The 24,540-nt window shown below is 61.5% G+C and carries 22 protein-coding genes; all 22 read left to right on the plus strand.

The window, feature by feature from the left end; genetic code table 11:
• Positions 1–70: 70 nt before the first annotated feature.
• The 22 genes from CRP40_RS02215 (at position 71) to CRP40_RS02325 (ending at position 24,374) form a co-directional block, all read left to right on the plus strand.
• Positions 71–1,000 carry a chemotaxis protein CheV gene (locus CRP40_RS02215; protein WP_023533940.1) on the plus strand — a complete coding sequence of 310 codons (930 nt, stop codon included), beginning with the start codon at positions 71–73 and terminating at the stop codon, positions 998–1,000.
• Positions 1,001–1,050: 50 nt separating this feature from the next.
• The gene (gene cheR, locus CRP40_RS02220; RefSeq protein WP_023533991.1) at positions 1,051–1,878 is read left to right on the plus strand and encodes a protein-glutamate O-methyltransferase CheR; all 828 of its coding nucleotides are present in this window, start codon (positions 1,051–1,053) and stop codon (positions 1,876–1,878) included.
• 274 nt (positions 1,879–2,152) lie between these two features.
• Positions 2,153–2,563: a flagellar basal body rod protein FlgB gene (gene flgB, locus CRP40_RS02225; RefSeq protein ID WP_023533958.1), complete on the plus strand. Its 411-nt coding sequence runs from the start codon at positions 2,153–2,155 to the stop codon at positions 2,561–2,563.
• Positions 2,564–2,565: 2 nt separating this feature from the next.
• Positions 2,566–3,009, plus strand: coding sequence for a flagellar basal body rod protein FlgC (gene flgC / locus CRP40_RS02230; protein WP_023533977.1), 444 nt, complete (start codon positions 2,566–2,568; stop codon positions 3,007–3,009).
• 12 nt (positions 3,010–3,021) lie between these two features.
• Positions 3,022–3,723, plus strand: coding sequence for a flagellar hook assembly protein FlgD (flgD, locus tag CRP40_RS02235; protein ID WP_027915934.1), 702 nt, complete (start codon positions 3,022–3,024; stop codon positions 3,721–3,723).
• 30 nt (positions 3,724–3,753) lie between these two features.
• Positions 3,754–5,076, plus strand: coding sequence for a flagellar hook protein FlgE (flgE, locus tag CRP40_RS02240; protein WP_027915935.1), 1,323 nt, complete (start codon positions 3,754–3,756; stop codon positions 5,074–5,076).
• Positions 5,077–5,466: 390 nt separating this feature from the next.
• The gene (locus CRP40_RS02250) at positions 5,467–6,207 is read left to right on the plus strand and encodes a flagellar basal body rod protein FlgF (protein WP_027915936.1); all 741 of its coding nucleotides are present in this window, start codon (positions 5,467–5,469) and stop codon (positions 6,205–6,207) included.
• A 47-nt stretch (positions 6,208–6,254) separates the two neighbouring features.
• Positions 6,255–7,040 carry a flagellar basal-body rod protein FlgG gene (flgG, locus tag CRP40_RS02255; protein WP_023533986.1) on the plus strand — a complete coding sequence of 262 codons (786 nt, stop codon included), beginning with the start codon at positions 6,255–6,257 and terminating at the stop codon, positions 7,038–7,040.
• A gap of 37 nt (positions 7,041–7,077) precedes the next feature.
• Positions 7,078–7,773 (plus strand): flagellar basal body L-ring protein FlgH, encoded by a 696-nt coding sequence (flgH, locus tag CRP40_RS02260; protein WP_023533931.1) that lies wholly within the window; start codon positions 7,078–7,080, stop codon positions 7,771–7,773.
• 11 nt (positions 7,774–7,784) lie between these two features.
• Positions 7,785–8,894, plus strand: coding sequence for a flagellar basal body P-ring protein FlgI (locus CRP40_RS02265; protein WP_023533921.1), 1,110 nt, complete (start codon positions 7,785–7,787; stop codon positions 8,892–8,894).
• A gap of 11 nt (positions 8,895–8,905) precedes the next feature.
• Positions 8,906–10,066, plus strand: a complete 1,161-nt coding sequence (flgJ, locus tag CRP40_RS02270; protein ID WP_027915937.1) for a flagellar assembly peptidoglycan hydrolase FlgJ — start codon at positions 8,906–8,908, stop codon at positions 10,064–10,066.
• Positions 10,067–10,078: 12 nt separating this feature from the next.
• Positions 10,079–12,121 carry a flagellar hook-associated protein FlgK gene (gene flgK, locus CRP40_RS02275; protein WP_027915938.1) on the plus strand — a complete coding sequence of 681 codons (2,043 nt, stop codon included), beginning with the start codon at positions 10,079–10,081 and terminating at the stop codon, positions 12,119–12,121.
• An 11-nt stretch (positions 12,122–12,132) separates the two neighbouring features.
• Positions 12,133–13,698, plus strand: a complete 1,566-nt coding sequence (locus tag CRP40_RS02280; protein ID WP_027915939.1) for a flagellar hook-associated protein 3 — start codon at positions 12,133–12,135, stop codon at positions 13,696–13,698.
• Between the two features lie 425 nt (positions 13,699–14,123).
• A complete protein-coding gene (locus tag CRP40_RS02285; protein WP_027915940.1) occupies positions 14,124–15,053 on the plus strand; it encodes a ketoacyl-ACP synthase III in 930 nt (309 codons plus the stop codon).
• Between the two features lie 587 nt (positions 15,054–15,640).
• On the plus strand, positions 15,641–17,350 hold the full coding sequence (locus tag CRP40_RS02290; protein ID WP_027915941.1) for a flagellin: 1,710 nt from the start codon (positions 15,641–15,643) through the stop codon (positions 17,348–17,350).
• 77 nt (positions 17,351–17,427) lie between these two features.
• Complete coding sequence (locus CRP40_RS02295; RefSeq protein WP_027915942.1) at positions 17,428–17,778, plus strand: flagellar protein FlaG; 351 nt, start codon at positions 17,428–17,430, stop codon at positions 17,776–17,778.
• 78 nt (positions 17,779–17,856) lie between these two features.
• The gene (fliD, locus tag CRP40_RS02300) at positions 17,857–19,212 is read left to right on the plus strand and encodes a flagellar filament capping protein FliD (protein WP_027915943.1); all 1,356 of its coding nucleotides are present in this window, start codon (positions 17,857–17,859) and stop codon (positions 19,210–19,212) included.
• A gap of 79 nt (positions 19,213–19,291) precedes the next feature.
• A complete protein-coding gene (gene fliS / locus CRP40_RS02305; RefSeq protein WP_027915944.1) occupies positions 19,292–19,684 on the plus strand; it encodes a flagellar export chaperone FliS in 393 nt (130 codons plus the stop codon).
• Between the two features lie 24 nt (positions 19,685–19,708).
• Positions 19,709–20,002 carry a hypothetical protein gene (locus CRP40_RS02310; protein WP_027915945.1) on the plus strand — a complete coding sequence of 98 codons (294 nt, stop codon included), beginning with the start codon at positions 19,709–19,711 and terminating at the stop codon, positions 20,000–20,002.
• Positions 20,003–20,181: 179 nt separating this feature from the next.
• On the plus strand, positions 20,182–21,657 hold the full coding sequence (gene fleQ / locus CRP40_RS02315) for a transcriptional regulator FleQ (RefSeq protein ID WP_027915946.1): 1,476 nt from the start codon (positions 20,182–20,184) through the stop codon (positions 21,655–21,657).
• A 141-nt stretch (positions 21,658–21,798) separates the two neighbouring features.
• Entirely contained in the window at positions 21,799–23,016 is a 1,218-nt protein-coding gene (locus CRP40_RS02320; RefSeq protein WP_027915947.1) for an ATP-binding protein, read from the plus strand.
• Positions 23,016–24,374 (plus strand): sigma-54 dependent transcriptional regulator, encoded by a 1,359-nt coding sequence (locus tag CRP40_RS02325; protein ID WP_027915948.1) that lies wholly within the window; start codon positions 23,016–23,018, stop codon positions 24,372–24,374. The genes CRP40_RS02320 and CRP40_RS02325 overlap by 1 nt, the downstream gene beginning before the upstream one ends.
• Positions 24,375–24,540: the final 166 nt, after the last annotated feature.

Consider the following 24,540-nt stretch of genomic DNA (forward strand, 5'->3'; position numbering starts at 1 on the left):
CAAAAAAGCAAAGCCCGTGCCGACTTCTTGAGTGAGTGGCAACGAATGGCTGACAGGTAAGGAGTTCGGCATGGCGGGGGTTATGGATTCGGTCAACCAGCGCACACAGCTGGTAGGGCAGAATCGCCTGGAACTGCTGCTGTTCCGCCTCAACGGCGAACAGCTTTATGGCATCAACGTTTTCAAGGTCAGGGAAGTGCTGCAATGCCCTGCGCTGACCATTCTGCCCAAGGCGCACCCGGTGGTGCGCGGCGTCGCCAACATTCGCGGCGCGACGATCCCGATCCTTGACCTGTCGATGGCCACCGGCCTGCGCCCGTTGCAGGAGGACACGCGCAGCAGTTTCGTGATCATTACCGAGTACAACACCAAGACCCAGGGCTTCCTGGTGCACTCGGTCGAGCGCATCGTCAACATGAACTGGGAAGAAATCCATCCGCCACCCAAGGGGACCGGCCGCGATCACTACCTGACGGCAGTCACTCGGGTGGACAACCGCATGGTCGAGATCATCGACGTGGAGAAGGTGCTGGCCGAGGTCGCGCCGTCTTCGGAGTCGGTGTCGGCGGGTGTGGTGGACGCCGAGGTGCAGGACAAGGCCGTGATGCTGCGGGTGTTGACCGTCGACGATTCGTCGGTGGCACGCAAGCAGGTCAGCCGCTGTCTGCAGACCGTCGGCGTCGAGGTGGTGGCGCTCAATGACGGTCGCCAGGCCTTGAACTACCTGCGCCAGTTGGTGGACGAAGGCAAGAAGCCCGAAGAAGAGTTTCTGATGATGATTTCCGACATTGAGATGCCGGAAATGGACGGCTATACCCTGACAGCGGAAATTCGCAGCGACCCGCGCATGCAAAAGCTGCACATCTGCCTGCATACTTCCCTGTCCGGGGTGTTCAACCAGGCGATGGTCAAGAAAGTGGGCGCCGATGACTTCCTGGCCAAGTTCCGGCCGGATGATCTGGCCCAGCGCGTGGTTGACCGGATCAAGGCAGCGCATTGAAAGGCGCCGGGGTTCGCCCCGGCCACAGTGATTGAAAAGAGGCGGCAGCAGTGTCTACGGGTAATTTGGATTTCGAACAGTTCCGGGTATTTCTGGAAAAAGCCTGTGGCATCTTGCTGGGCGAGAATAAGCAGTACCTGGTGTCCAGCCGCCTCAACAAGTTGATGGAGCAGCAGGGCATCAAGAGCCTGGGCGAGCTGGTGCAGCGCATTCAGGCGCAGCCGCGTGGCGGCCTGCGCGAGCAGGTGGTCGACGCCATGACCACCAACGAAACCCTGTGGTTTCGCGATACCTACCCGTTCGAGGTGCTCAAGAACAAGGTCATCCCCGAGTTCATCCGCAACAACCCTGGCCAGCGCCTGCGCATGTGGTCGGCGGCGTGCTCGTCGGGCCAGGAGCCGTACTCCATCTCCATGGCCATCGACGAGTTCGAACGCAGCAACCTGGGCCAGCTGAAAATGGGCGCGCAGATCGTTGCGACCGACCTGTCGGGCACCATGCTCAACAACTGCAAGACTGGCGAATACGACAGCCTGGCGATAGCCCGCGGCTTGTCGGCCGAGCGCCTGCAGCGCTACTTCGACCCCAAGGGGCCGGGGCGCTGGGCCATCAAGCCGGCGATTCGCAACCGGGTGGAGTTCCGCTCGTTCAACCTGCTCGACAGCTATGCGAGCCTGGGCAAATTCGACATCGTGTTCTGCCGCAACGTGTTGATCTACTTCTCGGCCCAGGTCAAGAAAGACATCCTGCTGCGCATCCACAGCACGCTCAAGCCGGGCGGGTATCTGTTCCTGGGCGCATCCGAAGCCCTCAACGGCCTGCCGGATCATTACCAGATGGTGCAATGCAGCCCGGGGATCATCTACCAGGCCAAGTAGGCCTGAGTCGTATATGGCGCTGACAAGACGTCTTGTCAGCGGCCTTCACTGAGTCGGCCCTGCCGCTGACGTCAAATTTTTGTTTTGCCGCTCAAGTGCGCTTCTTTTTGCCGCTTGTGGCCATTCGGCCACGTGCGGTTTGCCGCTTTTCTGGCATCGCGCCCCTGCGAGCAGGGCTGCAAGGCCTTGAATCCGGGCTTTGCAGATGTTGGCACAAGCCTTGCTAAAACCTTCGGCAACGACACTCTGGTCAACCGCTGAAGGTTTCCCCGACATGAGCATCAGCTTCGACAAGGCGCTTGGTATCCATGAAAAGGCCCTGGGCTTTCGTGCGCAACGCGCCGAAGTGCTGGCCAACAACATCGCCAACGCCGACACCCCCAACTACAAGGCCCGTGACCTGGACTTCGCCTCTGTGCTGGCCGCCGAAAGCGACAAGCAGCAGAACGGCGGCCGCTTCGGTCTGGAGCGCACCAACAGCCGGCACATCGAGGCCGACGGCGTGGCGCTGAGCGACGAAGCCCTCAAGTACCGCACGCCGATGCAGCCCTCGATCGATCAGAATACCGTGGACGCGCAGATCGAGCAGTCCAACTACACCGAAAATGCCATCGGCTTCCAGGCCAGCTTCACGTTGCTCAACAGTAAATTCAAAGGGCTGGTGTCAGCCCTGCGGGGAGAATGACCATGTCCCTTTCCAGTGTCTTCAACATTGCCGGTTCCGGCATGAGCGCGCAGAACACGCGCCTGAACACCGTCGCCTCCAACATCGCCAACGCCGAGACGGTCTCGTCGAGCATCGACCAGACTTACCGCGCCCGTCACCCCGTGTTCGCCACCACGTTCCAGAACACCCAGGCCGGCACCAGCCAGTCGCTGTTCGAGGACCAGGGCGAGGCAGGGCAGGGCGTGCAGGTAACCGGCATCGTCGAGGACCAGAGCAACCTCGAGGCTCGCTACGAGCCCAGCCACCCGGCGGCTAACAAGGACGGCTACGTGTATTACCCCAACGTCAACGTGGTCGAGGAAATGGCTGATATGATCTCGGCCAGCCGCGCGTTCCAGACCAATGCCGAGTTGATGAACACGGCCAAGAGCATGATGCAGAAGGTACTGACCCTGGGTCAGTGATAGGACGCCGACATGACCACCACCAATGCCACAGGCGACGTCGGTAGTAGCTACCTGAACTCGCTGCAACGCAAAGAAAGCAAGAACGACGATAAGACCGGCGCCGCCGGCAGTGCGCTGGGCAAAGATGCCTTCCTGCAGCTGCTGGTCACCCAGATGAAGAACCAGAACCCCCTCGACCCGCAGCAGAACGGCGAGTTCGTGGCGCAGTTGGCGCAGTTCAGCAGCTTGGAAGGTATCCAGACCCTGAACAGCTCGGTCAATTACATCGCCGGTGCGTTTCAGTCTTCCCAGGCCTTGCAGGCATCGTCGCTGGTCGGGCGCAATGTGATCGTGCAGACCGACAAGGCCATGGTCGACACCAGCAAGGACATGAAGGGCTCGGTGAACCTGACCGGCTCGAGTACCGCCACCTCGGTGGGGGTGTACGACAAGGACGGCAAGCTGGTGCGCACCCTCGATCTGGGTTCCCAGGCTGGCGGCAAGGTGGACTTCACCTGGGATGGCAAGGATGACGCCGGTGAGGCCCTGCCGGCCGGCACCTACAGCTTCAAGGCCACCGCCTCGATCAACGGCACGGCCACGGCCATGACCACCAACCTGCCGGCCACCGTCACCAGCGTGACCATGGGCACCAACGGCGGCGAAATGTCGCTGAACCTGGCAGGGCTGGGCAGCGTTCCACTTTCCACCATTCAAAGCATCGGCATCTAGGGCCTAGGGCACATCTTCAGGAGTTAGCGTATGTCTTACAACATTGGCTTAAGTGGCCTCAATGCAGCCAACAAGGCCCTGAACGTAACCGGCAACAACATTGCCAACGTCGCCACCACCGGCTTCAAGGCCTCGCGCGCCGAATTCGCCGACCAGTACTCAAGCTCCATTCGCGGCACCAGCGCCGGCCGCACCACCATTGGTACCGGTGTAAGAACCGCCGCCATTTCCCAGCAGTTCAGCTCCGGTAACATCAACGGCACCGGCCAGGCACTGGACATGGCCATCGACGGCAACGGCTTCTTCGCGCTCAACGACAACGGCTCGAAGATCTATACTCGGGCCGGGGCCTTCTACAGTGACAAGCAGGGCTTCGTCGTCAATGCCGGCGGCGCCAACCTGCAAGGTTATGGCGTCGACGAGAATGGCCAGGTGGTCCAGGGGGTATTGACCAACCTTCAGATCGACACGGCCAATCTCACCCCCAAGGCCACGTCCAAGATCGACCAGACGGTCAACCTCAAGTCCAGCGATGGCGCGCCTACGGTCACCCCGTTCGACCCAGCCGACGTCAAGAGCTACAACTTCACGTTCTCAAGCGACGTGTACGACAGCCAGGGCAATGCGCACCAGTTGAACCAGTACTTCATCAAGGATGACACGTCCAATTCCTGGAAGATGTACAGCACCATCGACGGTCGCAACCCACAGGACCCGACCTCCACGCAGCCGCTGATCAATGACCTGCCGTTCAAGTCCGACGGCACGCTCAACGCCGATGCCCTCACGGCCGGGCCGGTAGCCGGTGGCCTGTCCATCAATGCCAACAAGACCTTCAACCTGGACAACTGGATCCCCGCGCAGAAGAACGCTGCCGGCCAGTGGTCGGCCAACGGCGCCAACGCCAGCCCCGGCGGCGTCAGCCTCGACATGCTGGGCATGACCCAGTACAACGCGGCCTCGGCCGTGACCGCCAAGGATCAGGACGGGTTCGCTACCGGTGAACTGACCGGTCTTTCGGTCGACAAGGGCGGCTTCCTGTTCGCCAACTTCACCAATGGCCAGAACAAGGTCATCGGCCAGGTCGCCATCGCCAGCTTCTCCAACATGCAAGGCCTGACGCCGATTGGCGGGACCAACTGGCAGGAGTCGTTTTCGTCGGGTGTCCCGGTGATCGGCGCGCCGGACACCGGCACCCTGGGCCAGATTGCAGGTTCCTCGCTGGAAGATTCCAACGTCGACCTGACCGGCGAGCTGGTCAACCTGATCAAGGCGCAGAGCAACTACCAGGCCAACGCCAAGACGATTTCCACCGAAAGCACCATCATGCAGACCATCATTCAGATGAGCTGATGACGTGCTCAGGCGTGATACGTGGGGTTCAAGGGCAAGGTCGGTGAAGCATGCCGGTTTGTTGTCCTTGCTCCTGGTGATAGGGGGCGGCAGTGCCCAATGGGCAGAGGCCGCCCCGAGGCCTTTCTTCCTGTGGCAAAGCCTGGTCACCGGGCGATACATCTGCGTCCAAGGCAACCCGGGTTCAGGCTGGACCCGGTTTGCCGGCCCCTATAAAAACGGCGCCTGCCGCGATCACTGATCCAGGCGTGCTGATCCGATGCCAACAAACTGACACCGACGCTAAAGCCGTCGCGCTGAAGTGCCTGATTCACCGGGGTGCAAAGCTGGTTCGATTATTGCTTGACCCTGCCCGATGACAGCGCGGTACTGGCGCGCGGAGGAGATGCTGTGGACAAATTGCTTTACGTGGCCATGACCGGCGCCAGCCAGAACGCGCTGGCCCAGAAGGCCCACGCCAACAATCTGGCAAACGTTTCCACCAACGGCTTCCAGCGTGACCTGGAGCAGGCCCGCTCGATGCCGGTCTTTGGCGACAGCTTCCCGGCGCGGGCCTTTGCCCTGACCGAGCGCCCGGCCACCGACTTCAGCGAAGGGCCGATGATCGAAACCGGTCGCGACCTGGACGTGGCGGTGAGCGGGCATGGCTTTATCGCCGTGCAGGCGCCTGACGGCAGCGAAGCCTACGTGCGCACCGGCAGCCTGAACATCGACGCCCTGGGCGTGTTGCGTGCCGGTAACGGCATGCCGGTGATCGGCAACGGCGGCCCGATTGCCATTCCACCTGAACAGAAGGTGGAAGTGGGTGCCGACGGCACCATCAGTATTCGCTCCATGGGCGAAGACCCACGGGTGATGGCCGAGGTCGACCGCATCAAGCTGGTCAACCCGGACACCAAGGGCCTGAACAAGGGCGCAGACGGCCTGATCCACCCGGCCAGCGGCCAGCCGGCCGATGCCGACGTCAATGTTCGCGTGGTGTCGGGCTTTCTTGAAGGCAGCAACGTCAACGCAGTCGAGGAGATGACTTCGGTGCTGGCGTTGTCCCGCCAGTTCGAGCTGCACGTGAAGATGATGAGCGCGGCCAAGGAAGGCGATGAAGCCATGGCGCGGGTTTTGCAAATCGGCTAATGACATTTGAACGGGTGCCGTAAAACAGGCGCGCGAGGAGAACTTACATGCTTCCAGCTCTATGGGTCGCCAAAACCGGCCTGTCCGCCCAGGACACCAACCTGACGGTGATTTCCAACAACCTGGCCAACGTGTCGACCACCGGCTTCAAACGTGATCGCGCCGAGTTCCAGGACTTGCTGTACCAGATCCGTCGCCAGCCAGGCGCCCAGTCCACCCAGGACAGCCAGCTGCCCTCTGGCTTGCAGGTGGGTACTGGCGTGCGCATCGTCGGCACCCAGAAAAGCTTCGTGGCTGGCAGCCTGCAGACCACCGAGAACCCGCTGGACATGGCGGTCAATGGTCGCGGTTTCTTCCAGATCCTGCAGCCAGATGGCACGGTTTCGTACACCCGTGACGGCACCTTCCACCTCAACTCCGATGGCCAGATCGTCACCGCCAACGGCTACGCCCTGGAGCCTGCCATCGTCGTGCCCAACGACGCGCAGACCTTCACCGTTGGCCAGGACGGTACCGTGTCCATCACCACCGCCGGTAACCCGGCCGCCCAGGTGATCGGCAACATCCAGACCGCCGATTTCATCAACCCGGCGGGCTTGCAGGCCATTGGTGGCAACCTGTTCCTGGAAACGGCCGCCAGCGGCGCCCCCCAGGTCGGCACCCCAGGCCTGAACGGCTTCGGTACCACCTTGCAGCAAACCCTGGAGAACTCCAACGTCAGCACCGTGGAAGAGCTGGTGAACATGATCACCACCCAGCGCGCCTACGAGATGAACTCCAAGGTCATATCTGCCGCCAACTCGATGCTGCAGACCGTTACCCAGCAGCTGTGATCCCAGCAACTTCCGTAGCACCCGCGAGGTATGCATCATGAATCGTCTGTTGTCCGTTTTCGCCCTGGGCGGTGCGGTGTTGCTTGCAGGCTGCGTCGCCCCGGCGGCCAAGCCCAACGACCCGTACTATGCGCCGGTGCTCCCGCGCACCCCTTTGCCGGCAGCGGCCAACAACGGTTCGATCTACCAGGCCGGGTTCGAGCAGAACCTGTACGGCGACCGCAAGGCGTTCCGTGTGGGTGACATCATCACCATCACGCTGAACGAGCGCACGTCGGCCAGCAAGAACGCAGGCTCCCAGATTCAGAAGAACAGCAAGGCCAGCCTTGGCCTGTCGTCGCTGTTCGGGGCCAAGCCGAACACCAACAACCCGTTCGGCGGCGGCGACCTGTCGCTCGATGCCGGCTACAGCGGTGATCGCACCACCAAGGGCGACAGCAAGGCCACCCAGGGCAACACCCTGACCGGCTCGGTGACCGTCACCGTGGCCGAAGTGCTGCCCAATGGCATCATCGCCGTGCGCGGCGAGAAGTGGCTGACCCTGAATACCGGTGAAGAACTGGTGCGCATCGCCGGGCTCATTCGCGCCGACGACATCGCCACCGACAACACCGTGCCGTCCACGCGGGTGGCCGATGCGCGCATTACCTATTCCGGTACCGGCTCGTTTGCCGATGCCAGCCAGCCCGGGTGGCTGGACCGCTTCTTCATGAGCCCGCTTTGGCCCTTCTGAGTACCCTGACCATGCTCAACCTGAGGCAACTGCTCACCGCCACCTTGCTGCTGACCTGCGCCTGCGCGGCGCAAGCCGAGCGCCTGAAGGACATCGCCAGCATCTCGGGCGTACGCTCCAACCAGTTGATCGGCTACGGCCTGGTCGTCGGCCTCAACGGTACCGGCGACCAGACCACGCAAACGCCTTTCACCCTGCAGACGTTCAACAACATGCTCTCGCAGTTCGGCATCAAGGTGCCGCCTGGGTCGGGCAACGTGCAGTTGAAGAACGTCGCTGCGGTGTCGGTGCATGCCGACTTGCCGGCTTTCGCCAAGCCAGGGCAGGTGGTGGACATCACCGTATCGTCGATCGGTAACTCCAAGAGCCTGCGCGGGGGCAGCCTGTTGATGACCCCGCTCAAGGGCATCGACGGCAACGTCTACGCCATCGCCCAAGGCAACCTGGTGGTAGGCGGCTTCGATGCCGAAGGCCGCGACGGCTCGCGGATCACCGTCAACGTACCGTCTGCCGGCCGTATCCCGGGCGGCGCCAGCGTTGAGCGGGCAGTGCCAAGCGGTTTCAACCAGGGCAACACCCTGACCCTGAACCTCAACCGCCCCGACTTCACCACCGCCAAGCACATCGTCGACAAAGTCAATGACCTGCTCGGCCCTGGCGTGGCCCAGGCCGTGGACGGTGGTTCGGTGCGCGTGAGCGCGCCGATGGACCCCAGCCAGCGGGTGGACTACCTGTCGATCCTGGAAAACCTGGAAATCGACCCAGGCCAGGCAGTGGCCAAGGTGATCATCAACTCGCGTACCGGCACCATCGTCATCGGCCAGAACGTCAAGGTGTCGCCAGCGGCGGTGACCCACGGCAGCTTGACCGTGACCATCACCGAAGACCCCATCGTCAGCCAGCCGGGCCCGCTTTCCAACGGCCAGACCGCCGTGGTCCCGCGCTCGCGGGTCAATGCCGAGCAGGAAGCCAAGCCGATGTTCAAGTTCGGCCCGGGTACCACGCTGGATGAAATCGTCCGGGCGGTGAACCAGGTGGGCGCCGCGCCCGGTGACCTGATGGCCATTCTCGAAGCCCTGAAACAGGCCGGCGCCTTGCAGGCCGACCTGATCGTGATCTGAGGACGGCGTCGATGAACAGCAAGAGCCTGGTTTCCGGCAGTGTCGACAGCGGTGCCTTCACCGACCTCAACCGCCTCAATGCCCTCAAGCACGGTGACCGCGACAGCGAAGCCAACGTGCGCAAGGTGGCCCAGGAGTTCGAGTCGATGTTCATCAGCGAGATGCTCAAGGCCTCGCGCAAGGCCAGCGATGTCCTGGCCGACGACAACCCGATGAACACCGAGACGGTCAAGCAGTACCGGGACATGTACGACCAACAGTTGTCGGTGAGCATGTCCCGCGAGGGTGGCGGTATCGGCCTGCAGGATGTGCTGGTACGTCAGCTGACCAAAAGCCGCAGTGCCGCCGCCAATACCAGCCCGTTCCCGCGAGGGCAGGCCGGCCCGGTGCTGTGGGGCAGCAAGGTCGCAGACCCGGTTCACGCCACGCAAGCGGCCAGCACCCGCAACGACGTCGCCGCGCTCAATGCGCGGCGCCTGGCGCTGCCCAGCCGTCTTACCGACCGCCTGCTGGCGGGCATCGTGCCTACTGCGGCCACCGCGCCTGTCGGCGCGGCCCCCGCTGCCCCCGTGCGCGACGGCCAGCAACCGGCCAAGGTTTTTGCCGTGCCCGAGAACGGGCTGCGCATCACCGGCCGCGCCATCGCCCAGCCGCCGCTGGCGCCGAAAAAGGCGTTCACCGATAGCGATTCGTTCATTGCCACCATGCTGCCGATGGCCGAACAGGCTGCCAAGCGCATCGGCATCGACCCGCGCTACCTGGTCGCCCAGGCTGCGCTGGAAACCGGTTGGGGCAAGTCGGTCATGCGCAACAGCGACGGCAGCAGCAGCCACAACCTGTTCGGCATCAAGGCCACCGGCAACTGGCAGGGCGAACAGGCCAGGGCCATCACCAGCGAATTCCGCGACGGCCAGTTCGTCAAGGAAACCGCCCAGTTCCGCAGCTACGACTCCTACCAGGACAGCTTCCACGACCTGGTGAGCCTGTTGCAGAACAATTCGCGCTATCAAGAAGCGGTCAAGTCGGCCGATAACCCTGAGCAGTTTGCACGCGAGTTGCAAAAGGCCGGTTACGCGACCGACCCGGGCTATGCGAAGAAAATCATCAGCATCGCCCAGCAAATGCAGAAGACACCGCAATACGCCATGGCTGGCAGCACCACGAACCTTTAAAAGGACTACATCATGTCGAGCCTGATTTCGATCGGCCTGAGTGGCTTGAGTGCCAGCCAGGCGCACCTGTCGGTCACCAGTAACAACATCGCCAATGCGGCCACCAGCGGCTATTCGCGCCAGCAGGCCATGCAAGTGGCCGGCGCTTCGCAGTACATGGGCGCAGGTTTTCTGGGCAGTGGGACCACACTGGCGGACGTGCGCCGTATCTACAGTGCCTACCTCGACAATCAGTTGCAGACGGCGACCTCCCTGCAAGCCGATTCCACGGCATTCCAGGACCAGATTACCGGCATCGACAAATTGCTGGCTGACCGGGACACCGGCATCAGCTCGGTGCTCACGGCCTTCTTCTCGGCCCTGCAGACGGCGGCAGCCAAACCGGGCGATGTGGCTTCGCGGCAATTGCTGTTGACCCAGGCGCAGACCCTGAGCAACCGTTTCAACGCCGTCAGCACCCAACTGACACAGCAGAACGATGTGATCAACTCCCAGCTCGATACATTGGCGGGGCAGGTCAACAAGCTCACCACCAGCATCGCCGAATATAACAAGCAGATCGTGGCCGCCAGCGGCACCGGCAGCACGCCCAACAACCTGCTCGACGCCCGCAGCGAGGCCGTTCGCCAGTTGAACGAACTGGTGGGCGTGACCGTTCAGGAGCGTGAAGGCAACTACGATGTGATCCTGGGCAGCGGCCAGTCGCTGGTGACCGGGAGCAGGGCCAACCCGCTGTCGGTTCAGCCGGGGGTGGCTGACAAGAGCCAGGCGACCTTGCGCATCAACTACGAGTCGTTCAGCTCGGACGTAACCTCGGTGGCCACCGGCGGCACCATCGGTGGCCTGTTGCGCTACCGTCAGGACGTGTTGACGCCGTCGATGAACGAGCTGGGCCGCGTGGCGCTGGTCGTCGCCGACAGCATCAACAGCCAGCTGGGCCAGGGCCTGGACGCCAATGGCCAGTTCGGCAGCTCGCTGTTCTCCAGCATCAACAGCGCCAGTGCCATCGCCCAGCGCAGCCTGGCCTCGTCGAACAACAGCGCAGGTTCGGGCAACCTCGATGTCACCATTGCCAATAGCGGCGCCCTGAGCACCTACGACTACGAAGTGAAGTTCACCAGCGGCAATCAGTACAGCGTGCGCCGTTCCGACGGCACCGACATGGGCTCGTTCGACCTCAATGCCGACCCTGCGCCGGTCATCGATGGCTTCAGCCTGTCCCTCAAGGGCGGTGCGCTGGCCGCCGGCGACAGCTTCAAAGTAATTCCTACCCGTTCAGCCGCCACCGGTATTGCCACGGTGCTCACCGATGCCAACAAGCTGGCGTTCGCCGGCCCTGTTAGCGCTGCTGTTGGCAGCGGCAACAGCGGCACCGGCACCATCACCCAACCCAACCTTGGGCAAGCGCTGGATATCTACGGCGGTGCCGACACAGCCCTGACGCAGCAGGCGATCAAGGACGCCATGCCGGTGCGCGTGGTGTTCGACGCAGCCAGCGGTGGGTCCCAGGGCTACAAGCTGTTCGATGCCAAGGGCGCACAGATCGGCACCGGGACCGTGGTGCCGGGCCAGGACAACAAGCTCTCGCTGTCCATACCGATGCGTGATGCATCGGGCAACCCGATTCTCGACCCCAGCGGCAATCCGCGCACCTTTGCGCTGGAGACCACCCTGGGTGGCAGCCCGGCGACCAACGACAGCTTTACCTTGTCGTTCAATGTCGATGGCAAGGCGGATAACCGCAATGCCAATGCCCTGTTGAGCCTGCAGACCAAATCGACCGTGGGGACCAATTCCGGTGGCGGCACCAGTTTCACTTCCGCCTATGCCGCCTTGGTAGAGCGGGTGGGTGCCAAGGCCAGTCAAGCGTCCATCGATACTACTGCAATGGCCGCGGTACTCAAGTCGGCAAGTGAAAGCCGCAGCGCCGTCTCTGGGGTGAACCTCGACGACGAAGCCGCCAACCTGGTCAAGTTCCAGCATTACTACACTGCGTCGTCCCAGATCATCAAGGCGGCGCAAGAAACGTTCTCGACGTTGATCAACGCGCTATAAGGAGGCTGATCGTGCGAATTTCAACTGCCCAGTTTTACGAAACCAGCTCCAACACCTATTCCAAGAATTACTCGGATTTGGCCAAGATCACGGCCCAGGTGACCTCCAAATCGCGCATTCAGACCGCAGGCGATGATCCGGTGGGCGCTGCGCGCTTGCTGTTGTTGCAACAGCAGAGCGCGTTGCTCGATCAGTACAGTGGCAACATGACCACCGTCAAGAACACCCTGCTGCAGCAAGAAAGCGTGTTGTCTACCATCAACGATGCGCTGCAGCGGGCAAGCGAGCTGTCGATTCAGGCGGGTAACGGTGGTCTGAGCGACGCCGATCGCACCTCCATCGCCAGCGAAATCAAGGAAATCGAGGCCAACGTGTTCGGCCTGCTCAATTCCCGTGACGCCAACGGGGACTACATGTTTGGAGGGTCCAAGAATGCGACCCCGCCCTATGTTCGCAATGCCGACGGCTCCTACAGCTATCAGGGCGACCAGACCCAGATGAGTCTGCAGGTGTCCGACACCTTGCACCTGGCCATCAACGACAGTGGCTTCAGCGTCTTTGACCAAGCCACCAACAACAGTCGCACGCAATCGACCTTGCAGGCGCCGACGCCCAACGATGGCAAGGTGCTGCTTTCGGGTGGGTTGTTGACATCGGCCAATACCTACAGCGACAAGTTCGCCGCGGGCCAGCCTTATACGGTTACCTTTACCAGCGCCACTGAATACAGCATCAAGGACGCCGCCGGTAACGACATCACCAACGAAACCGCTGGCAAGGGCAAGTTCGATGTCAATACCGAAGGCGGCAAGATGATCTCGTTGCGGGGTGTGGATTTCGAGGTCAACCTGAACCTTGCCGAGGGTGACGATCCTGATGCCGTGGTGGCAGGGCATATCTTCACCCTTGAAGCCAAACCAGACACCCTGACCGCTACCCGCAGTGCAGGCAACCCATCGACCTCTCAGGTCGTGGGCTCAAGTGTTACGGACCCCGATGCCTACCGCAGTACCTTCCCCAGCAACGGTGCAGTGCTCAGGTTCACCAGCGACACCGAGTATCAGCTGTTTGCACAGCCCTACGATGCCCAGAGCAAACCGATAGCGTCGGGCACCGTGGGGGCGGGTAATGCCGTGACGGTAGCGGGTGTGACCTATCAGTTCGACGGGGCGCCGGCTCAAGGCGATCAGTTCTCCATCAATGCCAATACCCACCGCACGCAGAACCCTCTGGACACCCTGGGGCAGTTGCGAAGCGTGTTGGAAAAACCCCTTGATACCCCTGAAGCGCAGGCTGCTCTGAAAGCTGCAACGGACTCGGCGATTTCCAACCTGGCCAGTGCGCGTGATCGCATCGACATTACCCGAGGCTCGATCGGTGCCCGGGCCAATTCCCTTGAGATCCAGGCTCAGGAAAACGAAAGCCTTGGTCTGGCCAACAAGAGCACGCAAAGCGCTATTGGCGACACCGACATGGCGACCGCCACGATCCAGCTGACCCTGCAACAGGCGATGCTCGAAGCCTCGCAGCTGGCATTTGCACGCATATCGCAGTTGAGCTTGTTCGATAAGCTCTAAGTGGATCAGGGGGCGCGAAGCCAGGCTTTGCGCTCTGCTTCGCCGCAACCGATCAGGGCTGTGATTTTGCGACTTCGCTGCGTTAGCGCGCTCATCTGATGGCGCCCGCAGCGAAGGGTGCGTCAACGGCGAGCTCGATTGAAACTCGCGGTCTTGACACTCAATGACGGGACATCCCGACGCACGACACGTGCACAATTCCACGTGGCATGACCCCTGATACCTGCCTTTCATTGCATTTCAATGTGACCAATGAGTCAAAACGGTCATCTTCCCTGTATTCTATGCAGCAGCTGTTGCAGCATTTTGTTACCGGTGCGCAGGCAGGCGCTGCTTTATCCCCTCCACAGGCGGTGACGCTCCGGTTTTTGGCGCCCTCAATTGATCGAGTGGTGGTCTTTGGCTGTTTTCATTGGGAAGCCAGAATGATTGGCATCAAGAGTATCGCGAGTTACGTGCCCACCGCTGGCCTGGACAACTACGTCCAGGGTGCGAAGTTCGGCAAGGACGAAGAGTTCATGTTCGGCAAGATTGGTGCGTCCTTCCTGCCACGTAAGGCCCCGGAGCAGGAAACCTCCGACCTGTGCGTGGAGGCCGCCCGGGCACTGTTCGCCAACAACCCCGACCTCGATCCGCAGTCGATCGACGCGTTGATCGTGGTGACCCAGAACGGCGATGAAGAGGGCCTGCCGCACACCGCCGCTATCGTCCAGAGCAAGCTCGGGTTGTCTACCCGCGTGGCAGCGTTCGATATCTCCTTGGGCTGCTCGGGGTATGTGTATGGGCTGTACGCGATCAAGGGCTTCATGGAGGCGGCGGGCCTGAAGAACGGGCTGCTGATCACCGCCGACCCGTACTCGAAGATCGTCGACCCGGAAGATCGCAACACCACCATGCTGTTCGGCGACGCGGCCACCGCCACCTGGATGGCCGATGGCGCCATCTGGAAGCTGGGCGAGGCGCGTTTTGGCACCGACGGTTCGGGCGCCGAGCACCTGAAGGTGTCCGATGGCACGTTCTTCATGAATGGCCGGCAGGTCTTCAACTTCGCCTTGGTCAAGGTACCAGCTCACTTGCACGAGCTGCTCGATGCCAGTGGGTTGCAGTCGTCGGACATCGACGCGTTCTGCATCCACCAGGGCAGTGCGGCGATTGTCGATGCGGTAGCTCGCCGGTTCGAAGAACATCATCCGGAGAAATTCGTGAAAGACATGCTGGAGACGGGCAATACCGTGTCGTCCAGCGTGCCGTTGCTGCTGCAGAGGCACATGCTCGACGGTAGCTGGAAGCGGGTGGCGGTGAGTGGGTTCGGGGTAGGGCTGTCCTGGGCTTCGGCGATTCTTTATCGCGATTGATGTGTTCGCGGTGGGGTAGGGGCGTTCTGCCTTTGTTCGGGCTGGTCCCTGTGCTTAATCGGTTGAGCCCAACTTCCAGGGCTGCTTAAAGGCCCATCGCGGACGGTGCCAAGATCAGCTGCTAAGCGCAAACCTGGGGCCGCTGCGCAGCCCATCGCGGCCGGTCCGGCGCCCCGGCGAGGCCGCTCCCACCCCAACCGCGTGACGCCTGAATTCGCGGGTTCGCACTTTGTGGGAGCGGCCTCGCGCCGCGATGGGCCGCGCAGCGGCCCCGACATTTCCTGACGCCAAGCTGCATACCTTGAACCTTCGCCACCTCCTCTTCAGCCCCCAGTTCGCCAGGCCATCCCTCGACTCGCTCCAGACGCCGTCATCCCCCTCATACCTACCCACCCCGCTTTTTGACGCCAAAATTCCGCGCTTAACCCCTTGATTTTCCAGGGCTGGCCGCATGCCAGCATTTTTTTTTGCAAAAACCCCTCAAGCAACCGGGCCATCCGACGATAACCATTACGAAGGTTCTCTAGGCCATACCCGGCTGTCGCCAGGGCCGGAAGCCGCAGTATCCATACCACGAGGAATTCGTCATGGCTTTGACCGTCAACACCAACATCACCTCCTTGGGCGTTCAGAAGAACCTGAACCGCGCTTCCGAAGCGCTGGGTACTTCGATGTCCCGCCTGTCCTCTGGCCTGAAAATCAACAGCGCCAAAGACGACGCCGCTGGCCTGCAGATCGCCAACCGTCTGACCAGCCAGATCAAAGGTCTGAGCGTGGCAATGAAGAACGCCAACGACGGTATCTCGATCGCCCAGACCGCTGAAGGCGCCATGCAGGAATCGACCAGCATCCTGCAGCGTATGCGCGAACTGTCCCTGCAGTCTGCCAACGGCTCGAACAGCGATGACGACCGTACTTCCCTGCAGCAAGAATTCACCGCACTGACCGGCGAACTGACCCGTATCGCCAACACTACTACCTTCGGTGGTCGTAACATTCTGGACGGCTCGTTCCAGAACGTCGGCTTCCAGATCGGCTCCAGCGCCAACGAAACCATTTCGTTCGGCATGACCGATATCAGCGCGACTGGCCTGAAAGGTTCGTTCAGCGAAGCTAAGACTGATGGCGCGGCTACCGATTTGTCGGCGGTCGTTACCGGTGCGGTGGCGCCAGCAGGTGCAACTACTTACTCCGCAGCGGCTGTTACCTTCACACCGCCAGCTGCTGGTGAAACTGTTGACCTCACTTTGAACGGCGCAGCTACGCCGATCTCAATCACCGAAACTGATGACACCGATTCGGTAGTAGCGAAAATCAACGCAGCCAATACCGGCGCGAACGCTACTGGTGTTAGCGCTACGAAAGATGCCGCTGGCGCCATCGTAATGTCGTCCTCGGCAACCTTCACCGCCACTGCATCGAACGCCACTACCCCTGCAAACCTGTCTGGCTTCGCAGCCACTGCGACCGTGACGCCGACCACTGGCTTCACCAGCGATATCTCCTTCAACATCAACGGCACCACCGTCGGCGCTACTGCTGGCCAAGATATGGATGATGTCCTCGCCGCCATCAACGCCGAAACCACCAACACCGGCGTTGCAGCCACCCTCAAGGATGGTCGTCTGACTCTGACTTCCACCGACGGCAAAGCCATCAACCTCACCAACGGCACAGGTGCTGCCGGTCAAGGTGCTCTGGCCAAAGTTGGTCTGTCCGCAGGCACTACCGAAGCCAAACTGGTCGCTGATACCTCGATCTCGCTGAACGGCACCGAAGTCAAGTTCAAGAAAGGCGACACCCTGGACTCGATCATCACGTCCATCAACACCGCCAGCACCGGCGTGACTGCCAGCAAAAACGCTGACAACACCCTGAACCTGTTCTCGGCCAAGAACATCACCATCGCCGACGGCAGCCAAGGGACGGGCTTGGCTGCGCTGGGCCTGACCGCAGGTAGCACCACTGCCATCACCCAGGAAGCCACCGTTTCGAGCCTGAGCATCACCACCGCTGCCGATTCGCAAAAATCGATCCAGGCCCTGGACGCTGCCATCGCTCAGATCGACAGCCAGCGCGCTCAGCTCGGTGCCGTGCAAAACCGCTTCGACAGCACCGTTGCCAACCTGAACAGCATCTCGGAAAACTCAACCGCTGCCCGCAGCCGTGTACAGGACGCCGACTTCGCTTCGGAAACCGCCGAGCTGACCAAGCAGCAAACCCTGCAGCAGGCATCCACCGCGATCCTGTCCCAGGCCAACCAGCTGCCGTCTTCGGTACTGAAACTGCTGGGCTAATTGCCAAAGCAGGCTAAGTTTGACGAAGGGTACGTTCACGTACCCTTTCGTCTTTTCGTCACTTGAGGGTGTAAGTCGTGGATATAAGCATGAAGCTGGGCCTGTCCCATCCCGCTGCCATCACGCCGGAAGCGCCATCCAGCGCACGGCCACCCAGCGAGCCGGTCAAGGCCGAGCCCGCCGACAAGGTTTCCAAGCCCGTAGCCCGGCCTGACCTGGAAAGCGCCGTCAGTGCCATCCAGGATTTCGTCAAGGCTTCGGAGCGACAACTGGATTTTTCCATCGACGACTCCACCGGCCAGGTGGTGGTCAAGGTCATCGCTCGCCAAAGCGGTGAAGTCATTCGCCAGCTGCCTTCTGAAGCTGCGCTCAAGCTGGCGGAAAACCTCAAAGATGCCAACAGCCTGTTGTTCAGCACCCAGGTTTAAGTTGGCACGGCTTTTGTTTACCAGCGCACGGATGCTTTTTCGTCGGGATACCGGCGGTTACGATAAAGGAGATGTGATATGGCAAGCTCGACCATCAATGGGCTTGGCTCTGGCCTGGACATCAGCGGCATTGTGAAGGCCCTGGCTAGTGCCGAAAAGGCGCCTAAGCAAACCCAGATCAACAACCAGACCACCACCGCCACCACCTCGCTTTCGGCCATCGGCTCCGTCAAGAGCGCGCTCGAAACGTTCCGTGCCGCAGTCGCCAAGCTCAACACCGCTTCAAGCTTCTCTGGCCTGGCTTCTTCGTCCTCGGACGAGGCCATCGCCAAGATCAAGCTGGGCGACGGCGCTTCTTCGGGCAACTACGCGCTTGAAGTCACCCAGCTGGCGACCGCCTCGAAAATCTCCACCCAGATTTATGAAAAGACCTCGACGATCGTCAACGACTCGGGTGAATCCCAGACCCTGACCATCAACCAGGGCAATGCGACCCACAGCGTAAACATTGCCGCGGGCGCCACTCTTCAGCAGGCGCGTGACACGATCAATGACCAGCTGCAGTCGAAGGGCATCACGGCCAACATCGTGACCGATGCCAGTGGGTCGCGGCTCATTTTCTCATCGACCAAGATGGGCGAAGGTACCGAGTTGACGCTGGGTGGCGATGCCAGCATGGCGCAGGGTGTGTCTACCGTTGCCACGCCGCAGAACGCCAAATACACCCTCGATGGGCTGGCGCTGGAGTCTGCTTCCAACACTGTGACTGGCGCGATCAGCGGTGTGGACATAACCCTGGTCAAGGAAGGCAAGTCCAACCTGGCCGTCACCAGCAACAGCGACACGCTCAAGACGTCGGTCAAGTCTTTCGTCACTGCCTACAACGCGCTGATGACCACCATCAACACCCAGACCAAGGTCACTACCGGGGCCGATGGCGCAGCCACAGGTTCGGCCGCGTTGACCGGCGATGCCACCATGCGCTCGCTGGTCAATTCCGTGCGCAACGAGATCAGTCATAGCGTCGGTGCAACGGGTCTGCGCACCTTGTCGCAGCTCGGAATCAACACAGTACAGAAAACCGGCCTGCTGGAGTTCAACGACACCAAGTGGGATGCGGCGGTCAAAACCTATGGTGCCGACATCAACAACCTGTTTACAGGCAAGGATGGGCTGTTGACGCGCATGACCAACGTCACCGAGGAGTACACCAAAGCCGGTGGCATCCTAGCCTCGCGCCAGACCAGCCTTACCAATCAGCTCAAGGAGCTCGAGGAGTCGCAGCAGGCATTGGATCGGCGCATCGATTCACTGACGGACACCTTGACCAAGAAGTACAACGCGATGGACACCATGGTTGCGCAGCTCAAGGCGACCAGCGACAGCGTCATGACCACGCTCAACGCGTTGAATAAAGCCAAGAGCGACAGCTGACAGCGCTAAAGAAAACGCGCGGGGCGCCGATAAACAGGTTATACGGCCCCCGTCCAGCCTTGTTCACTGAGGATTCACCATGCACCCGATGAGAGCCCTTCGCCAATACCAGAAGGTCAATTCCCACGCCCAGATCTCCGAGGCCACGCCCCATCGTCTGGTGCAGTTGCTCATGGAAGGCGCGTTGGATCGCATGGCTCAAGCCAAAGGCGCCATCTCTCGCGGTGACGTGGCACAAAAAGGTGTCATGTTGGGCAAGGCCGTCGACATCATCGGCGGCTTGCGCGAAGGGCTGGACAAGGACAAGGCTGCCGACCCGGATGAACTTGATCGCCTGGACAGTCTGTACGAGTACATGGCACGCCGGCTGACCCAGGCCAACCTACACAGTGATCCCGAAATGATCGATGAGGTCGCACGACTCATGATCACCGTCAAGAGCGGCTGGGATGCTATCGCGACTGCCGAGTAACAACCTCTCTGCAAGGAGTCACCTATGAGCGCATTGCATCAGATTGCCCACACCTGTCACGCATTGAACGAAGCGCTGGAAGCTCGCGATTGGGTGACCATTGGTCAATTGGACTTGGGCTGCCGTGCGCTCGTCGATGAGGCGCTGGTAGCCGACCAGGAAGATGCGACCGCGCTCAAGGCGAACCTGGAGGCACTCATGGCCGTGTATCGTCAGCTAATCGACGTTGCAAGTGATGAGCGTCAATCTCTGGTCGCAGAAATGTCGAATATCAATCAAGCCAAACAGGCCACAAAGGTATACCATCTGTTCAGCTGAGATTGCGTGAGGCCGGATGCAGCCCGCACTTCTACGGCGCCATATATTTGACTGCTCGGACGTTTTTGACTTTACTAGTGCCTGTTCTCGTATTCCAGACGTCGAAACACTGACCATTCAGTCGGAATGATGTCGAGCACGCCCTCGGGCGCCGATATGACTAGGGAAGTTGCTATTGCATGTGGCGTGAAACCAAGATTCTCCTGATCGATGACGACAGCACCCGCCGCCGCGATCTGGCGGTGGTGCTCAACTTCCTGGGCGAAGAAAACCTGTCCTGCGCCAGCCATGAGTGGCAGCAGGTGGTCGAGCCCTTGTCTTCGAGCCGCGAGGTGTTGTGCGTGCTGGTCGGAACCGTCAACACGCCCGGCACACTGCTCGGGCTCCTTAAGACAGTGCTTTCATGGGATGAGTTCCTTCCTGTTCTATTTTTAGGTGATATTTCTTCGAGCGAGTTGCCTGAAGAGCTGCGCCGCCGCGTGCTGTCGAACCTGGAAATGCCGCCCAGCTACAGCCAATTGCTCGATTCGCTGCACCGAGCGCAGGTTTACCGCGAGATGTACGATCAGGCACGTGAGCGCGGTCGTCAGCGCGAGCCGAACCTGTTCCGCAGCCTGGTGGGCACCAGCCGCGCCATTCAACACGTACGCCAGATGATGCAGCAGGTGGCCGATACCGACGCCAGTGTGCTGATCCTGGGCGAGTCGGGCACGGGCAAGGAGGTGGTGGCGCGCAATCTGCACTACCACTCCAAACGCCGCGAAGCGCCGTTCGTGCCTGTCAACTGTGGCGCGATCCCGGCTGAGTTGCTGGAAAGCGAACTGTTTGGCCATGAAAAAGGTGCGTTCACCGGCGCCATCACCAGCCGTGCGGGTCGCTTCGAACTGGCCAACGGCGGCACGTTGTTCCTGGATGAGATTGGCGACATGCCGCTGCCCATGCAGGTCAAGTTGTTGCGCGTGCTGCAGGAGCGTACGTTCGAGCGGGTGGGCAGCAACAAGACACAGAGCATTGATGTACGCATCATTGCCGCCACCCACAAGAACCTCGAAAACATGATCGAGGCCGGCACCTTCCGCGAAGACCTGTATTACCGGCTTAACGTCTTCCCTATCGAAATGGCGCCCCTGCGCGAGCGCGTCGAAGACATCCCGCTGCTGATGAACGAGCTGATCTCGCGCATGGAGCACGAAAAACGTGGCTCCATCCGCTTCAACTCGGCGTCGATCATGTCCCTGTGCCGCCACGGCTGGCCGGGCAATGTGCGCGAGTTGGCCAACCTGGTCGAGCGTATGGCCATCATGCATCCGTACGGGGTGATCGGTGTGTCGGAACTGCCGAAGAAATTCCGCTACATCGATGACGAAGACGAGCAGATGGTCGATAACCTGCGCAGCGACCTGGAAGAGCGCATTGCCATCAACGGGCACGCGCCCAGCTTTAGCAACCCTGCCATGTTGCCGCCTGAAGGCCTGGACCTGAAGGACTACCTGGGCAGCCTGGAGCAGGGGCTGATCCAGCAAGCACTGGACGACGCCAACGGCATCGTCGCGCGCGCTGCCGAGCGCTTGCGCATTCGCCGCACCACGCTGGTGGAGAAGATGCGCAAGTACGGGATGAGCCGACAGGGTGGTGAAGACCAGGCAGAGGAGTGATCGTCGTCGATAGGCGGTAGATGCTCTGCCTGGAGTGCAAAGTCTCCGGCAAATGTCGTAAGCCCTTATCTGCGGCACGGGTATTGCTACGCACTGGCCACCACACCGTTTTTATGACGGTCAGTCACGCGAGAGAGCACGATGCCCCAGGCCGCCCATGTATCCCGAGCCCTTTCCCCCCAGGCGCAGTCACTGGTCGAGCAGGAAAGCCGCCAGGGTGTCGAGCAGGCGTTCGCTTTGTTCGACCAGGTCTCCAGCCAGCTCAGCCAGTCCTACAACCTGCTCGAAGCCCGGGTCAGTGAGCTCAAGGGCGAGCTGGCGGTGGTCAGCGCCCAGCGCATCGAGGAGTTGAACGAGAAAGAACGCCTGGCCAACCGCTTGCAGCATTTGCTGGACCTGCTGCCGGGCGGGGTGATCGTCATCGACGGGCAGGGTAGCGTTCGCGAAGCCAATCCGGCCGCCTGCGAGTTGTTGGGCAAGCCATTGATCGGCCAGCTGTGGCGTGAAGTCATTGCCCGCAGTTTTGCCCCGCGACTGGACGACGGCCATGAAGTGTCCCTGCGCGACGGCCGTCGCCTGTCCATTGCCACGCGCTCGCTGGATGCCGAGCCGGGGCAGCTGGTGCTGCTCAACGACCTGACGGAAACCCGTCGCCTGCAAGACCAGTTGGCACGCCACGAGCGATTGTCCTCGCTCGGGCGCATGGTCGCCTCGCTGGCGCATCAGATTCGCACGCCGCTCTCTGCTGCCATGCTTTACGCCAGCCACCTGGCCGACCCTGAACAGGCGTTGACCACTCAGACCCGGCAGCGCTTCGCTGGCAGTCTCAAGGAGCGTCTGCATGAGCTGGAACAACAGGTCCGCGACATGCTGGTGTTCGCCCGTGGCGAGTTGCCACTCACGGATCGAATTTCTCCGAAAGCCTTGTTCCAGGCGTTGCAGCAGGCTGCGCAGACGCATGTTCACGGGCACGCGGTGCGCTGGCAGTGTGACAGCCGCCTGGGTGAGCTGCTGTGCAACCGCGACACGCTGGTGGGTGCACTGCTGAACGTGATCGAAAACGCCACCCAGGCCAGCCAGGGCGCTGCGCGGCTCAAGGTGCACCTATGGCGTCGCCAGCAGACCCTGCACCTGTGCATCAGTGACGCTGGCACTGGCATTGCACCTGATCTGCTCGCCCGTCTTGGCGAGCCATTCCTGACCACCAAGTCGACCGGTACGGGGCTCGGGCTGGCGGTGGTCAAGGCGGTGGCCAAGGCCCACCATGGCAGCGTGCAGGTGCGCTCGAAGGTGGGGCGCGGCACCTGCGTGCGGGTGGAGTTGCCCTTGATCGACGGGTCGTTGGCGGAGAGCCGGTGATGACGGTGAATGTGTTGCTGGTCGAGGATGACCGTGTGCTGCGCGAGGCACTGGCCGATACCCTCGACCTGGGTGGTTTCGCCTACAAAGCAGTGGACAGCGCAGAGCAGGCCCTGAAAGTGGTGCACGAAGAACCCTTCAACCTGGTCATCAGCGACGTGAACATGCCGGGCATGGACGGCCACCAGTTGCTGGCCCAGCTGCGCCGCCAGCAGCCGCAATTGCCGGTATTGCTGATGACCGCTCACGCGGCCGTGGAACGGGCGGTGGAAGCCATTCGCCAAGGTGCGGTGGATTACCTGGTCAAACCCTTTGAACCCAAGGCGCTGCTCAACCTTGTGCAGCGGCATGCCGCCGGGCGTATGACGGACGAGGAGGGCCCTGTTGCACGCGAGCCCTCCAGCCGGCAGTTGCTGGAGCTGGCCGCACGCGTGGCGCGCAGTGGCTCGACCGTGTTGATTTCCGGTGAGTCGGGCACGGGCAAGGAAGTGCTGGCGCGCTACATCCACCAGCAGTCCCCCCGTGCCAGCCAGCCGTTCGTTGCGATCAACTGTGCCGCCATTCCGGACAACATGCTTGAGGCCACGCTGTTCGGCCATGAGAAGGGTGCCTTTACCGGGGCGATCGCTGCCCAGCCCGGGAAGTTCGAGCAGGCCAACGGGGGTACCTTGCTGCTGGACGAGATCTCGGAAATGCCCCTGGCCTTGCAGGCCAAGTTGCTGCGGGTGCTGCAGGAACGTGAGGTCGAGCGGGTAGGGGGGCGCAAGCCCATCGCGCTGGATATCCGCGTGGTGGCCACCACCAACCGGGACCTGGCGGGCGAGGTGGCTGCCGGTCGTTTTCGCGAGGACCTGTTCTACCGGTTGTCCGTGTTCCCGCTGGCCTGGCGCCCCCTGCGCGAGCGGCCCGGCGACATCGTTCAACTGGCCGAGCGCTTGCTGGCTCGTCACATTGCAAAAATGCAGCATGCCCCCGTGCGCCTGTCCGCCGACGCGCAGGCCTGCCTGCAAGCCTGGACCTGGCCTGGCAACGTGCGTGAGCTGGATAATGCATTGCAGCGCGCCTTGATCCTGCAGCAAGGCGGGGTGATCGAGGCGGCGGATTTTTGTCTTGATGGCGCCATTCCCTTGTCAGGTGGCACTGTGCCACTATCTGGGCAAGGTGGACTTGCAGCCGAGCAGGGCGACGACAAGCGGCGTCACGAGTACCAGCAGATCATCGATACCCTGCGGGCCGAGCGAGGTCGGCGCAAGGAAGCGGCCGAGCGCCTGGGGATCAGCCCGCGCACGCTGCGCTATAAGCTTGCGCAGATGCGCGACGCCGGTTTCGACGTCGAGGCCAGTCTGTTTGGCGAGTAAGACAGTCGCGTTTTACCCTGCAGACGTCATCTCTAGCGCGGGTAATCCAGCGCTCTTTTAGGCATCGCCCGCCAAGCGTGCGTGATCTTCACGGTGCTTCGTAGCCTAATACGCCCGTTTTTTCCTAGACGTATTCACCCTTTCATAAGGCTGGCACCTTTGTTGC

Origin of the sequence: Pseudomonas sp. URMO17WK12:I9, assembly GCF_900230165.1 — a bacterium.
In the GTDB taxonomy this organism is placed as follows: domain Bacteria; phylum Pseudomonadota; class Gammaproteobacteria; order Pseudomonadales; family Pseudomonadaceae; genus Aquipseudomonas; species Aquipseudomonas fulva.

Bases quoted from the DNA above. Each gene is read 5' to 3' on its own strand.
- CRP40_RS02215 (WP_023533940.1), top strand. From the start codon at position 71: ATGGCGGGGGTTATGGATTCGGTCAACCAGCGCACACAGCTGGTAGGG.
- flgB (WP_023533958.1), top strand. From the start codon at position 2,153: ATGAGCATCAGCTTCGACAAGGCGCTTGGTATCCATGAAAAGGCCCTG.
- flgC (WP_023533977.1), top strand. From the start codon at position 2,566: ATGTCCCTTTCCAGTGTCTTCAACATTGCCGGTTCCGGCATGAGCGCG.
- flgD (WP_027915934.1), top strand. From the start codon at position 3,022: ATGACCACCACCAATGCCACAGGCGACGTCGGTAGTAGCTACCTGAAC.
- flgE (WP_027915935.1), top strand. From the start codon at position 3,754: ATGTCTTACAACATTGGCTTAAGTGGCCTCAATGCAGCCAACAAGGCC.
- flgG (WP_023533986.1), top strand. From the start codon at position 6,255: ATGCTTCCAGCTCTATGGGTCGCCAAAACCGGCCTGTCCGCCCAGGAC.
- flgH (WP_023533931.1), top strand. From the start codon at position 7,078: ATGAATCGTCTGTTGTCCGTTTTCGCCCTGGGCGGTGCGGTGTTGCTT.
- CRP40_RS02265 (WP_023533921.1), top strand. From the start codon at position 7,785: ATGCTCAACCTGAGGCAACTGCTCACCGCCACCTTGCTGCTGACCTGC.
- flgJ (WP_027915937.1), top strand. From the start codon at position 8,906: ATGAACAGCAAGAGCCTGGTTTCCGGCAGTGTCGACAGCGGTGCCTTC.
- flgK (WP_027915938.1), top strand. From the start codon at position 10,079: ATGTCGAGCCTGATTTCGATCGGCCTGAGTGGCTTGAGTGCCAGCCAG.
- CRP40_RS02285 (WP_027915940.1), top strand. From the start codon at position 14,124: ATGATTGGCATCAAGAGTATCGCGAGTTACGTGCCCACCGCTGGCCTG.
- CRP40_RS02290 (WP_027915941.1), top strand. From the start codon at position 15,641: ATGGCTTTGACCGTCAACACCAACATCACCTCCTTGGGCGTTCAGAAG.
- fliD (WP_027915943.1), top strand. From the start codon at position 17,857: ATGGCAAGCTCGACCATCAATGGGCTTGGCTCTGGCCTGGACATCAGC.
- fliS (WP_027915944.1), top strand. From the start codon at position 19,292: ATGCACCCGATGAGAGCCCTTCGCCAATACCAGAAGGTCAATTCCCAC.
- CRP40_RS02310 (WP_027915945.1), top strand. From the start codon at position 19,709: ATGAGCGCATTGCATCAGATTGCCCACACCTGTCACGCATTGAACGAA.
- fleQ (WP_027915946.1), top strand. From the start codon at position 20,182: ATGTGGCGTGAAACCAAGATTCTCCTGATCGATGACGACAGCACCCGC.
- CRP40_RS02320 (WP_027915947.1), top strand. From the start codon at position 21,799: ATGCCCCAGGCCGCCCATGTATCCCGAGCCCTTTCCCCCCAGGCGCAG.
- CRP40_RS02325 (WP_027915948.1), top strand. From the start codon at position 23,016: ATGACGGTGAATGTGTTGCTGGTCGAGGATGACCGTGTGCTGCGCGAG.